Here is a 12,913-nt window from a genome sequence, read left to right as displayed (position 1 = left end):
CTGGCTTCGCCCCCGCCGCCCCGCCCCGGCAAGGCGGAAGCCCCGTAGGTCCGAGACCCACGGGGCTCTCGACCTGTGGGGAACGACGGGCGGAGCAGCTTTCGCGACGAGCCGGCTAGCGCGCCACGCGGTAGCGGAGGTAGACGACTCGCGAGCGGAAGGTGCGGGTCTCGACGAGTTCGAGATCCACCCGGCGCTCGTGCCGGGGAAAGAACGGAATGCCACCGCCGACCAGCACCGGGTGGACCCTGACCCGGTACTCGTCGATCAGATCCGACGCGGCCGCCTCGGCCGCGAGAGTCGCGCCGCCGATCGCGATGTCGCCCTTCCCCGGCCCGGCTCGCAACCGCTCGATCTCCTCCGCGAGGCTGCCGGAGGCCAGGCGGGCATGGCCCTGCACCGCCGACAGCGTGGTGGAGAACACCACCTTGGGGAGTGCCTTCCAGAGCGCGGCGAACTCCAGCACCGAGTGGCGGCCGACCGCGGCGAGGCCGTCGAGCGATGGACTCCGGTCGGCGGTCTCCCAGTACAGCATCGCCTCGTACAGCCGTCGTCCCAGGAGGTGGACGCCGACCTGTCGTATCTCGTCGGTGGCGAAGCGAAAAATCTCCTCGTCGGGCGGCGTCCAGTCGAAGCCGCCGTCGGGTCCGACGATGTAGCCGTCGAGTGAGACGCTCATCGAATAGGTCACGCTGCGCATCGGCGTTCTCCTCGGTAACGGGTTCGACAGTACGACTGCCGGACGCCGCAGGACTCATCGCGACTCGCGGGATCCCCTTACCGGGGTCACCTCCGCGATCCTCGGCCCACGGCCCGCGGCAGTGGTCCACCGAGTCGGCCGGGCCGGGGCTGGGGGCACCAGGTCCCCTCGCCCGGCGTCGGCGGCGTCGTCTCCCGAGGCAGACTCGGCCGGCAGCCGCCGGCGGCGGCGGACGGCGGTGGGTGTCGGGGCGGTGAGGACCGCAAGGCAGGCGAGGACGAGCGCCAGGCCGGCCCAGCCGGCGACGGACAGGCGTTCGCCGACGATCACGACGGCGAGGACGGCCGCCACGGCCGGTTCGAGCAGGGACAGTGTGGTGGCGGTGCTGGCGGGCACCTGGGCGAGCCCCCAGCCGAACAGGACGTAACCGGCGAACATGGGGACCAACGCCATGTAGGCGCCGACTGCCGCGTTGGACCAGGAACTGACGAGCGGGGCACCGGTCGCCAGCAGGACGGGGACGAGCAGCAGCCCGCCGAGTCCGAAGACCGCGCCCATCGCCGCACGGGAGGGGATCCGGCGGGTGATGAGCCGGTGCGCGGCCCAGGAGTAAAGGGCGTACGTCGTGGCGGCGACCAGGCCCAGGCTGACGCCGAGCAGCGTGGCGGCCACGGAAGGCCGCCCTGTGCCGTCGGTGACGTGGGTGGCTTGGGCGACGCACAGCAAGGCGGTGCCGAGCAGGCCGAGGGTGGCGGCGAGCATCCAGCGGCGGGTGAGCCGGCGATTGTCCATGATGCGTTCGATCACCGTCGAGGCCAGTGGGGCGGCGCCGATCGAGACGACGGTGCCCGCGGCGACCCCGGCCAGGTGCATGGAGGTGTAGAACGCCAGGGGATAGACCGCCACCGAGGCCGCGCCGAGGAGCACTGTGCCGCGTTGGTCGCGCAGCCGGGCCGTGTTGCGGGCGATCTGCCGCGTGGCGGCGAGGGCCTGGAGGAGTCCGCCCAGGCCCATGGCGACGGCGCCGATGGCGAGCGGTCCCACCGTCGGGGCGAAGGTGGCTGCCGTGCCCGTCGTCCCCCACAGCGCGGAGGCCGCCAGCACGCACAGCGCCCCCATCCCGGCAAACCCGCCGTGTCCTCTGCCTCTCACAGCCGGTCCAGCAGGGCTGCCGCGAGAGAACGGGCATGCTGCAGGCGTTCGCCGTCGCCTTCCAGACCCGCCCGGGCCATCGCGCCCTCCAGCAGGAAGGCGAGGTGCTCGGCCATGGCCCGGGCTTCGTCGGGACGGTCGGGCAGCAAGTGCTCCAGGTGCCCGGCGATCAGACGCTCCACCTGTTCCTTGTGGGCGCGGACCACGGCACGGCCCTCGTCCCCGGCCGGAAGCTCGGCGGCGGCGTTGAGCAGGCCGCAGCCACGGAACCCGTGCTCGTAGGCGAAGGCCGCGTGATCGGCGTAGGCGTCGAAGACCGCCAGCACGCCGTCGCGCGGGCCCTGGGCCTGCTCCAGCCGCGTCCGGTACAGGCCGAGCCACTCCTCGTGCCGGGCGTCCAGGTAGGCGCGGACCAGATCGGCCTTTGAGGAGAAGTTGTTGTACAGGCTCATCTTCGCCACGCCGGCGTCGGCGGTGATCGTGTCGATGCCCGTCGCGGCGACACCGTCGGCGTAGAACCGGCGGGCCGCAGCAGCCAGCAGCCGCTCCCGCGCCGGACGCCGCCTTCCCTTCCGAGCCGCACTCGCTTCGGTATCGCTCATCCACAACCCCAAACTAGGTAGGTAGGTCTACCTATATTAACAACAGGTCGGTTCCGCGGAGCGACCTCCCGCGGGTGCCGGCGAAAACAGGCCCCGCCCGCGAGACAGCTCACGCGTCGGGGCCCGTGATGCGACCTGACCAGGCTGATCCCGGTGGGCGTTGTCCAGAGCGGCGGCTCCGGCTGCCGCGGACGTGAAGGGCCGGGATTCGGCCGTCATCGAGAGCGTCATCGCCGTCGGGATCGTTTGGTTTCGGCGACGAGAGGTCCGTACGGGGTCCGTCATGGCCACGTCCGATGGGGCCCAACTCGGCACCGCGGGTACGAACAACTTCTCCGGCGGACATCACAGTCGGAAAGGGTTCTCGCCGGAGCGAGGCGAAAAGTACCTTGTTCTGCCGATCAACTTGTTCTTCTTGTATGCGAAAGAGGCTTCGCGGTGGGGCGTCCCGAACGACCGGTCGACCCGGCGGCCGGTCCCGTGCAGCGACTCGCCCACGATCTCCGGGAGCTGCGCCGCTCGGCGGGTGGCGTGTCGTACCGGGCCATGGCGAAGAAGGCCGGCTTCTCGGTGACGACCCTGGCGAAGGCGGCGAGCGGCGAGCGGCTGCCGTCGCTCGCCGTGCTCCAGGCGTACGTCCGGGCATGCGGGGAGGACCCCGCTCCGTGGGAGGCACGGTGGGCGGAGGCCGAGGCGCTGGCCGGGGAGGAGCGGCAGGAGGAGGCCGACGCCGCGCCGCCCTACCGTGGCCTCGCGCGCTTCGAGCCGGACGACCGTGAGCTGTTCTTCGGCCGGGACCGGCTGATCGACGAGCTGAGCGAGCTGGTGTGCGGGTCCCCGTTCGCCGTGGTGTTCGGGGCGTCCGGCAGCGGCAAGTCCTCCCTGCTGCGGGCCGGTCTCATACCCCTGCTGCGGGAGAGGATCGCGCAGCAGGGGCGTACGGCGGTGCTCCGGATCCTCACTCCGGGAGCCCGGCCCGCCACCACCTACGGACATCTGCTGACGCCGACGGCCGACGATCCGGAGAGCTGGGTGGTGGTGGACCAGTTCGAGGAGGTCTTCACCCTCTGCCGCGAGCGCGCCGAGCGGGACCGCTTCCTCGACCTTCTGCTCGCCGCGCGCGACCCGGGAAGCCGACTGCGCGTGCTCATCGCCGTACGGTCCGACTTCTACGCGCGGTGCGCCGAGCACCCGCGACTGGCCGAGGCGCTGCACGGGAGTGGGCTGCTGGTCAGGCCCATGACCGCCGACGAGCTGCGCGAGGCGGTGATCGGTCCCGCGCAGGCGGCCGGGCTCATCGTGGAGCGGACCCTGACCGCGCGGATCGTCGAGGACGTGCTCGACGAGCCCGGCGGACTGCCGATGCTGTCCCACGCCCTGTTGGAGACCTGGCGGCGGCGCAAGGGACGGATGCTGACCCTGGCCGCGTACGAAGCGGCCGGCGGGGTGCGCGGCGCGATCGCGGCCAGCGCCGAGAAGGCGTACGGCGACCTCTCACCGGCGCAGGCGCACGCCGCCCGGCATCTGCTCCTGCGGATGGTCGAGCCCGGCCAGGGCAACGCCGACACGCGCCGCCCGCTCGGCTGGGAGGAAATGGCCGGGTGGCAGGACCCCGAAGTGCGGCCCGTCATCGGGCGGCTGACCCGGGCCCGGCTGCTGACCACCGACGACGACGGAGCGCAGCTCGCCCACGAGGCGCTCATCACCTGCTGGCCGCGGCTGCGCGAGTGGATCGACGCGGACCGGGAGCGGCTGCGCCACCACCGGCAGCTGACCGATGCCGCCCGCACCTGGCTGGAGCACGACCGCGACCCGGGCACGCTGTACCGGGGCACCCGTCTGGCGCGGGCCGAGGAACTGTTCGCGGGCGACGACCGCGGCTACGACGGTCTGACGTCCGAGGAGAGGGCCTTCCTGGTCACCGCGGCGGAGCAGCGGGCGGCGGAGGAGCGGGCCGCCACCCGGGCCAGGCGCCGGAGCCGCACGCTCACGGCCTCGCTCTGCGCCGTGCTGGCGGTGGCCCTGGTCGTCGGCCTGACCGCCGTACGACTGCGTCAGGACAGCGAGCAGCAGACCACCGACACGGCGGCCCGCCGGGTGGCCGCGGTCGCCGAGGCGCTGCGGACCACCGACCCGCGCACCGCGATGCTGCTCGGCGTCGCCGCATGGCGGACCTCCGAGCTCCCGGAGTCCCGCCGAGCCCTGCTGGGCGCGCTGGCCCAGCCCGAACTGGGCAACTTCACCGACCCCACGCCCGGTGACGAACCGACGCGGTTCCTCGACGTCTCCGGGCGCACGCTGCTCAGCATCGGCGCCGACTCCACTTCGCGAACGTGGGACCTGGACACCCACCGCCGTATCGCCTCGGGGCCGGTACCTGAGGGGGGCGTACTCGATGCGGGCCCCGGCGGCCGGGTGCTCGTCATCTCGGCCAATGACAGGACCCAGCGGCTGTGGGACACCCGAACCAGGCGCTGGATCGGGAGCGCCCTGCCGCTCAGGCACCACGTGAAGTTCGGGGCGAGTGGCCGCAATTACCTGATGACGAGCGTGATCGACGACCGGGTCGGGCTCTACTCCGGCACCGACGGCCGTCTGGTCTTCCGGACCCCGTCGGCCGGCAGTGCGCGGCTCGCCGACGCGGCGACCGACGGCGACCGGCTGCTGGCCGTCTGCCCTTACGGCCGGGCCCTGCGGGTCTGGGACACCGCCACGCGCGGCGAACGGTCCGGTGCTTGGACGAGCGCTCGCGGCGTCTGCGACGACAGCACCCACCTCGTCCTCAGCGGCGGCCGGCTCATCGCCCTCACCGGGGGCCGCCCGGTGCGTGTATGGGACACCACGTCGGGACGGGAACTCGCCGACGTCCCCCACCCGGGAGTCGTTTCGGCCGTCGTGAGCGCTGACGGCTCGTTCCTGGCGACCGGCGGCGGCGAGGACGTCAGGGTGTGGCGTCTGCCCAGCGGCGGCGCCCCCGTTTTCCGGCACTCTCTGGACAACGCGTCGCTCTCCGGTCTCGCCTTCGACTCCTCGCGGCCCCTGCTGCGGTACCTCGAAGGGGGGACGGTCCACACCCTCGACCTCACCTCGACGCTCACCCGCGCCTGGCGCGGGAATCCGCTCGCCGGGGTGCGGCTCAGCCCCGACGGCAGGACGCTCGCCACCGCCGAACGCAACGGCGACCGCTATGTCTTCCAGCTGCGGAACACGCGCGACGGCCGCCTGCTGCGCACCCTGCCGACCCCGCCACTTCCCGGCCGGCGCACCGGAACACCGACGGTCCTCGCGGACGACACCGAGCCTCTGCTGTCCTTCAGCCCCGACGGAGGCGCGTTGGCGTACGCAGTCTTCGTCCCCGGCAGCGAGGACACGTCGCCTCTGCCTCTGACGGTGTGGGACGTGGCCGCCGGACACGTCAAGACCACGCTGGACCTGGTGACGGCGCCCGTGAGGCCCGCGGCGGCGTACTTGGAGCCCCGGGACAGGATCGCCCTGGGACCCGGCGGTCGTACGCTCCTCACGGCTCGGGTGGCTTCCGACGGCTTCGTCAACGAGACATGGGACACGATGCGGCAGCGGAGGACGGCGCTGATCCCCGGCCCGGGCGGCGATCAGCTTGCCGTCAGCCCCGACGGCAAGCTCCTCGTGACCGGCAACCGCGTCGTCCGAGCGGGCCGGTCCCACGCCCATGACCTCGTCCAGCGCGACGGCATCGGAGCCATCGCCTTCGCGCCCGACGGCTCCGGCCTGGCGGCGGGCGACTGGACCGGGCGGGTGGCCCTCTGGGACGGCGACCTCCGGCACCGGGCGGGCATCCTGAGGAACGTCTTCCTGGCGCCCGTCGATCCGTCCTCCGACGCGGCCGAGGCGATCACAGCTCTCGCGTTCAGTCCGGACGGCAGCACGCTCGCCGTGGGCGGCAACTCGGGAACCGTCCAACTCTGGGACATCGCGACCCAGCAACCCCTCGGTCCTTCTCTGCCCACCCCCGGTGGAAGCGTCGACACGCTCGCCTTCAGCCCGGACAGCACCACGCTGTACGCGGGCGGCGCGCGCGTCCCGCTCCAGCGGTACGTGGTGGATCCGGAGCGGGCGGTATCCCTCGTCTGCGCCCGTACCGGGAATGCCGAGCTGACTCGTGCGCAGTGGCGCACATACATTCCGGACCAGCCCTACAGGCGGGTCTGCTCCTGACCGTCCCCGGTGACATGAAGGGGGACTTGCGCCCGCACGGCCGTTCGGCGGCGGCCGGTCCTCCGGATCTTCATGGACAGCTCTCCCGTCGGATGCCTCGACCCGTTGATCGGGTCGGGCCGCTGCCCCGGCCGAGGGGGGGAAGTCCGGACCGGGGCAGCGACGGGTCGATCGTCAAGGGCCCGGGAGTTGTCCCTCCAGCCATCCCACCAAGTCGAACAATCCCCTCACCGGCGACCCACCGCCGACGGGCCGGCGTGATCCCGCCTCGGCCGAAGTCCTCCTTGCCGGGTCCGGTGTCATACGGCCTTGGCCTTCGGCGACGTCCCGGAGCGTGAGGCGATGGCGGACACCTGGTCGCCCGGAGCCGAGAACAGTACGCGGGCGCCGGGCAAGCACTCTCAAGGGGCGTCCCGGTAGAGGCAGAAGACTCTGACGCCGGCCAGTCCGCAACCGCCCACAGGATTGTCCGACCTGGCAGAAGGGACGTGCCAAACAACATTCCGGTTGCGAGCGTCGGTGCAGCAAGGCCGGATCCCGGCGCCCTGAGTCACCCGGAAAGAGCACATGTCTGCCACCGACGCGATGACGCTCCCCGAAGCGGAAGCGCCTCGACAGCCGCCGCCGCGACGCCGCACCCCGGCGCTGTCGGTCCTCGCCACTCTGCTCGGCCCGCTGGGCGTCCTGCAGAGCGCGAGCGCGGCTGCGCCGCACGAGGGCGGCTGGAAAGTCGCAGACGCCGAGGCGGTCAAGGACAAGCACCCCGATCCGGTCGACGCCATGATCCGCGTCCACACCAAGCAGACCTCGCTCGTGAAGAGGGGCGACCTGGCCGTGGTCAGCGCCTGCCACTCACTCGACACCGGCCGCGTAGAAGTCCTCACCGGAGCACCCTCCGCCTGAAGATCGCCCGACCGGGCCCGCGCAAGGCGCCAGCGCCGGCCACCCGGACCGGTCGCCGGCCGTGTCGGGCTCGAACCCGACCCGCGCGGAGCCTTCGCAGAACGCGGCGGCAGGGCCCGCCCGTTGCTCCGCCGGATCTGGCCGGCACGGGTGCGGTCGCCTCGCCGAAGGCCAACACAGTGACACTGACCAGCCACATACAGGGAAACCGGGGGACGCCGCACGTGCGCATCGCCTTCCTGCTGCACAACGCCTACGCGATGGGCGGCACCGTACGGACGACCATGACACTCGCCGACACGCTCGCCGGGCGACACCAGGTGGAACTCGTGTCGGTCTTCCGGCACCGCGAGAAACCACGACTGGGGCGGTCGCCCAAGGTGCCGCTGCGGGCCCTGGTGGACCGGCGCGAGGGATCCGCGGACGCGGCGGACCCTCTCGCCCGGCGGGCCGGAGAGGTCTTCCCGAAGGGGGACAGCCGCTCGCACCAGTACCACCGGCTCGCCGAGCAGCGGGTCATCGACTGGCTGCGGGAGACGGACGCCGACGTCGTCGTGGGCACCAGGGCCGGACTCAACGCGCTGCTGGCCCGGTTCGGGCCACGCCATGCCGTACGCGTCGGCCAGGAGCACCTCACCCACGACAACCACCCGCACCGACTGCGGACGGAACTCCAGCGCTGGTACGGCGGTCTCGACGCGCTGGTCACCATGACCGAGGCCGACGCGCGCGACCACCGGCGCGGCATGCGGCTGCCGCGCACCCGGGTGCTGGCCATCCCCAACAGCGTCCCCGAACCCCCGGTGCCGCCGGCCGACCCGGCGGCCAAGGTCGTCGTCGCGGCGGGACGGTTGGCCCGCGTCAAGCGGTACGAGATGCTGGTCGACGCCTTCGCCCTGGCCGGTGCGGCCTGCCCCGACTGGTCCCTGCGCATCTACGGGGACGGCCCGGAGCGCGCCCGGATAGCCGACCGGATAGCCCACCACGGCCTGGATGACCGGGTCTTCCTGATGGGTTCGGCCACTCCCATCGAGGCCGAGTGGGTCAAGGGCTCCATCGCCGCGGTGACCTCCGCGCACGAGTCGTTCGGAATGACGATCGTGGAGGCCATGCGCTGCGGCCTGCCCGTGGTGAGCACCGACTGCCCCCACGGGCCCGGCGAGATCATCCGCCACGGTGTGGACGGCCTTCTCGTCCCGCGCGACAGCACCCGGGCCGTGGCCGACGCGCTGCTGGCACTGATGCGGGACGACGAACGGCGTGCGGAGATGGGCAAGGCCGCCCGGGCCGGCACGGCGAAACGATTCGCCCCGGATGACATCGCCGACCGCTACGAGCGCCTGTTCAGCACACTGGTGGAGGAGCGGGCCGCCCGGCCCGCTCCTCCACCACCCGGCCCGGCCGACTGGCGCGACCATGCCACCGTGCTCGCCGCCACGGCAGGCATCCTCTCCCGCGCAGCGGTGCGCCGCGGGCGGCGCAAGCTGGGCCGGGTCGGATGAACGCGGATCGCACAGCGGCCTCGGCGCAGCGGATGCTGTGGATCGTGGCCGCAGGGTTCTGTCTGCTGTCGGCCGTCCTCGTACCGCTCACCCTGCCGCTCGGCTGGGACGAGCGCGTGTACGCCAGCCGCTTCGACTCGTACGGTCCCGCGACCCCGTTCAGCGCCCCGCGTACCCGCGGGGTCCCCCTGCTGCTGGCTCCGATCGCCTCCTGGAGCGGCTCGACGGTACTGCTCAGGGTGTGGCTGCTCCTGCTGGCCGGCGGTGCGCTCTGGCTGGGATTCCGGCCCTGGCTGCGGATCCTGCACCGCCCGGCGGCGGTGTGGGTGGCGGCCGTGCTGTACGGCAGCCTGTGGATCACTCTTTTCTACGCCGGTTCCGCGATGCCGAACCACTACACCGCGATGGGTGCCACCGCCGCGGTGGGCTGCTTCCTCGCCCCGCGTCCCCGGTACGCGGGGGTCGCGGCAGGCCTGGCGGTGGTGACCCTGATGCGGCCCAACGACGGTGTGGCCGTCGCCGTGCCGCTGCTCCTGGCCGCCGTGCTGGTGCCCACACTGCGCGGCCACGGCCGCCTGAGGGGGCGTCTGCCGGCCGTGGCGGCCGGACTCGTGGCGGGTGCGCTGCCCTGGATCGTCGAGGCCGAGGTGCGGTTCGGCGGGGTGCGGAACCGGCTCGCGGAGGCCGACCAGGTCCAGGGCGGCCTGGGGGCCGTCTTCTCCCTGCCCGCCCATCTCACCGCGCTGGACGGCCCGCTGCTGTGCCGTCCCTGTACGGGCGACGGCGTACGGCTGCACGCGATGGAGTGGTGGGTGCTGCTGCCGCTGCTGGTCGGCCTGGGACTGTGGGCGGAGCGCCGGGCGCGCCGGTCCGCCGCACCGCTGTGGGTGTCGGTGGCGGTGGCGGTGGCCACGGCGGCTCCGTATCTCTTCCTCGTCCCCTACGCCGCGCCGCGGTTCCTGCTGCCGGCCTACGCCCTGCTGGCGCTCCCCGCCGCTGTCGGGCTCCTCGCCGTCGTCCACCGGGCCCGCACCCGCCGTTCGCTGCCCACAGCCGCGGTGCTCGCCCTGGCACTCCTCGGGCACTGGGGCATTCAGGCCGGTCTCGTCCACACTCATGCGGGCATCCAGCAGCAGGCCCGCGAAGACTGGGACCGGATCGCCTCCGTGCTGCGCGAGCACGGGGTGCACCCGCCGTGTGTCCTCGCGGGGAACAGAGCGACGATTCCCATCGCCCACACCGCGGGCTGCACTGTCACGGAGACGGATCCCCCGGCGCACCCCGGTGCGCTGGTCCTTCGCGAGCGGAAGCCACCGCACTGGGCGCGCGACTGGCAACGATTCCCGGTGCCGGACACCTACAACCCCGGATGGACCGTCGTCGTGCGTCCCTGACGGCCGGCTGTACCCCTCGGGGCCGGTAGCGCGGCCCCGAGGTCCACTGCGGCGCCGGCGGCTCCCGAGGTGCCTTCGCGTCCGGGCCCGAGTGGTGCAGCGCCTGGCGCGTGCCCCACTCGACGTACGGCTTCCGCTTCCGCGACGACACCTTTACATCCGGACAAGTAATGTGGAATTCGATCTTCCGGAATTGTATGCGGCGGCAAAAGGGGCCTGCCAAACAACCTCCCGGCTGTGAGCGTCGGTCGCGACACCGCTGCACGTCGAACAACCGGAGCACACCATGCCGACCAGCGTCCTCATCGTGGTCGCCTTGTCCGTCCTTCTCGGAGTCCTGGTGATCGCGCTGGCGCCCAGGGGCACCGACACATCCGCCTCGACGGCGGCGGACCATGTGACGATCGACGCCGAGACCGTCGCCGGCAAGGAACACGTCGACTTCCCACAGGTCCGCTGGAACATCACCCGTGGCTCGGGCGCCTATCTGACGATGCTCGATCAGCTGCGGAACCTCGCCGAGACCTCGGCTTTCGCCGACATTGTGATCAGCAGCGGCCACCACACCCCCACGGTGCACGCGATCGTACGGCTCAGCGACTTCTACGTCGTGCGGTTCTCCTCCAGCGACACCCCGCACGACTTCGTCCTGAACCTCGCCTCCGACGCCCCGGGCAAGGAGGACGCCACCGACGACAACTGGTTCCTCGGCAAGGAGGGCCACGACGCCCTCGCCCGCGTCGCGAACCAGTCGCTGACCGCCGTCGACCTGAGCGAGTCCAGCCTTGAGAACAGCCTCAGGGACCTCGCCAGCCGCGGCACCGACCGCACCGCCCAGGCGCGCGGCATGCTGCGCTACATCATCGCCATCACCGAGGCCTCCCGGTTCCGCCCCATCGCCAACCGCATCGCGAACGGCATGGACGACGGGTCCGACGTCTTCGTCACCGCACAGCAGCTCGGCCTGATGCGTAACTAGACCGGCATCCGCCATGTCTTCATCGGCCGCACCAACCGGGCCGACCTCTCCGCCGGCACCAGCGTCGCCGGCAACACCAGCGCGGGCGTCCGCGTCACCGCGGGACACTCCACCCTGTCCCGCCGGGGCTTCTTCCTGCCGGCCACCGACTCGCAGGCTTCTCGTGACCGGTCCAGAGTCTCCGGGTCGAAGGCCAGGTCACCGAAGGTGAGCGGGGCGCTGTCCGACGTACCCGGCACCGCCGTCGGACGTCTGACGCTCAAGCACCACCGAGACAGGCCCCGGCCGTGAGATAGCTCACGCGCGGGGCCTGCCGTATGCCCTGACGCAGCCTGTGTGATGCCTCACAGCGATCATGGAAACGAGAAACGGGCCCCTGCCGTGACTTCCGTCACCTGCAGAGACCCGTTTCATCGGTTTCTCGTTGTGCGCGAGGGGGGAGTTGAACCCCCACGCCCTTGCGGGCACTGGAACCTGAATCCAGCGCGTCTGCCTATTCCGCCACCCGCGCATTGGGTGTGTCTTCCGGCCCTTGCCCCGTGGGGCCCGGCGCCTTCCGACACCCAGAACATTAGCACGCTGGCCGGGGTGGGTTCACATCGCTTTCCCCGCGCCCGGCCCACGGCGGCCCCGACCAGCGCGGAGGCCTCCACTCCGTATCAACGCGTACCGGTTCACGTATCAACCTCGTACCGGTAGGGCCCGTCTCCCCAGGAGGCGGGCGGGCTCCACAGTCAGGTGCGGGACACTGGTCTTCGACCGCCTCTACGATCCTTGGCAGAAGGACGCGGGCGGAAGGACGCGCAGGAGTACTCGCGGAGGAGTTCGAAGACGAGCTCCGAAGGGAACGTCGTCAGGCGTCGACACCCGTCGACCGGGCCGACAGGGGGAACCAGCCGATTCACCGGCGCGTGGATACGATCAGCGAGCAGTACCAGGTACACCAGGTAAGCAGTACACAGGACGGCAGCGACGGAGGAGGTGCCCCATGGGAGTCCTGAAGAAGTTCGAGCAGCGTCTCGAAGGTCTGGTCAACGGCACCTTCGCCAAGGTGTTCAAGTCCGAGGTGCAGCCCGTGGAGATCGCGGGTGCGCTCCAGCGGGAGTGCGACAACAACGCCACCATCTGGAACCGCGACCGCACCGTGGTACCCAACGACTTCATCGTGGAACTGAGCACGCCGGACTTCGAGCGGCTCAGCCCGTACTCCGGCCAGCTCGGCGACGAGCTGGCCGGCATGGTGCGCGACTACGCCAAGCAGCAGCGCTACACCTTCATGGGCCCCATCAAGGTGCACCTGGAGAAGGCGGACGACCTCGACACCGGCCTGTACCGGGTACGCAGCCGCACGCTCGCCTCCTCCAGCAGCCAGCAGGCCCCCGCGCCCGGCGCCCCGGCAGGCGGACGCGGCGGCGGCTACGGCTACCCGCCGGCCGCCGCCCCCGCAGGCGCCCCGCCCATGCCGGGGCGCCGGGCGCGGGGGCCTG

General features: G+C 72.0%; 10 protein-coding genes and 1 tRNA gene. 6 read left to right on the top strand and 5 right to left on the bottom strand.

Features of this window, described 5'->3' with window-relative positions:
• Positions 1-115: 115 nt before the first annotated feature.
• Genes NW895_RS36225 through NW895_RS36215 form a run of 3 tightly spaced genes read right to left on the bottom strand, consistent with a single transcriptional unit; the run spans position 116 to position 2,454 of the window.
• The gene (locus tag NW895_RS36225; protein WP_289941131.1) at positions 116-700 is read right to left on the bottom strand and encodes a dihydrofolate reductase family protein; all 585 of its coding nucleotides are present in this window, start codon (positions 698-700) and stop codon (positions 116-118) included.
• Between the two features lie 54 nt (positions 701-754).
• Positions 755-1,819: a DMT family transporter gene (locus tag NW895_RS36220; protein ID WP_289941130.1), complete on the bottom strand. Its 1,065-nt coding sequence runs from the start codon at positions 1,817-1,819 to the stop codon at positions 755-757.
• A 29-nt stretch (positions 1,820-1,848) separates the two neighbouring features.
• Entirely contained in the window at positions 1,849-2,454 is a 606-nt protein-coding gene (locus NW895_RS36215) for a TetR/AcrR family transcriptional regulator (RefSeq protein WP_289941129.1), read from the bottom strand.
• 438 nt (positions 2,455-2,892) lie between these two features.
• Between NW895_RS36215 and NW895_RS36210 the strand changes: the two genes are divergently transcribed.
• From NW895_RS36210 to NW895_RS36190, 5 genes are all read left to right on the top strand, one after another.
• On the top strand, positions 2,893-6,648 hold the full coding sequence (locus NW895_RS36210; RefSeq protein WP_289941128.1) for a helix-turn-helix domain-containing protein: 3,756 nt from the start codon (positions 2,893-2,895) through the stop codon (positions 6,646-6,648).
• Between the two features lie 567 nt (positions 6,649-7,215).
• Positions 7,216-7,551, top strand: a complete 336-nt coding sequence (locus NW895_RS36205) for a hypothetical protein (RefSeq protein WP_289941127.1) — start codon at positions 7,216-7,218, stop codon at positions 7,549-7,551.
• 224 nt (positions 7,552-7,775) lie between these two features.
• Positions 7,776-9,053 carry a glycosyltransferase family 4 protein gene (locus tag NW895_RS36200; RefSeq protein ID WP_289941126.1) on the top strand — a complete coding sequence of 426 codons (1,278 nt, stop codon included), beginning with the start codon at positions 7,776-7,778 and terminating at the stop codon, positions 9,051-9,053.
• Positions 9,050-10,447, top strand: a complete 1,398-nt coding sequence (locus NW895_RS36195) for a hypothetical protein (RefSeq protein WP_289941125.1) — start codon at positions 9,050-9,052, stop codon at positions 10,445-10,447. The genes NW895_RS36200 and NW895_RS36195 overlap by 4 nt, the downstream gene beginning before the upstream one ends.
• A 286-nt stretch (positions 10,448-10,733) precedes the next feature.
• Positions 10,734-11,426, top strand: a complete 693-nt coding sequence (locus NW895_RS36190; protein WP_289941124.1) for a ribosome-inactivating family protein — start codon at positions 10,734-10,736, stop codon at positions 11,424-11,426.
• On the opposite strand, the gene NW895_RS36185 is transcribed toward NW895_RS36190, so the two are convergent.
• The gene (locus tag NW895_RS36185; RefSeq protein ID WP_289941123.1) at positions 11,423-11,689 is read right to left on the bottom strand and encodes a hypothetical protein; all 267 of its coding nucleotides are present in this window, start codon (positions 11,687-11,689) and stop codon (positions 11,423-11,425) included. The two genes, NW895_RS36190 and NW895_RS36185, sit on opposite strands and share 4 nt — an antisense overlap.
• Positions 11,690-11,853: 164 nt before the next feature.
• Positions 11,854-11,937 (bottom strand) — tRNA-Leu (locus NW895_RS36180).
• 477 nt (positions 11,938-12,414) lie between these two features.
• On the opposite strand from NW895_RS36180, the gene NW895_RS36175 reads away from it, so the two are divergent.
• Positions 12,415-12,913: DUF3662 domain-containing protein (locus NW895_RS36175; RefSeq protein WP_289941122.1), on the top strand; the 499-nt coding region annotated here is incomplete at its 3' end.

The organism is Streptomyces sp. S.PNR 29, assembly GCF_030386795.1.
In the GTDB taxonomy this organism is placed as follows: domain Bacteria; phylum Actinomycetota; class Actinomycetes; order Streptomycetales; family Streptomycetaceae; genus Streptomyces.
This window is presented reverse-complemented; position numbering and strand designations above follow the sequence as displayed.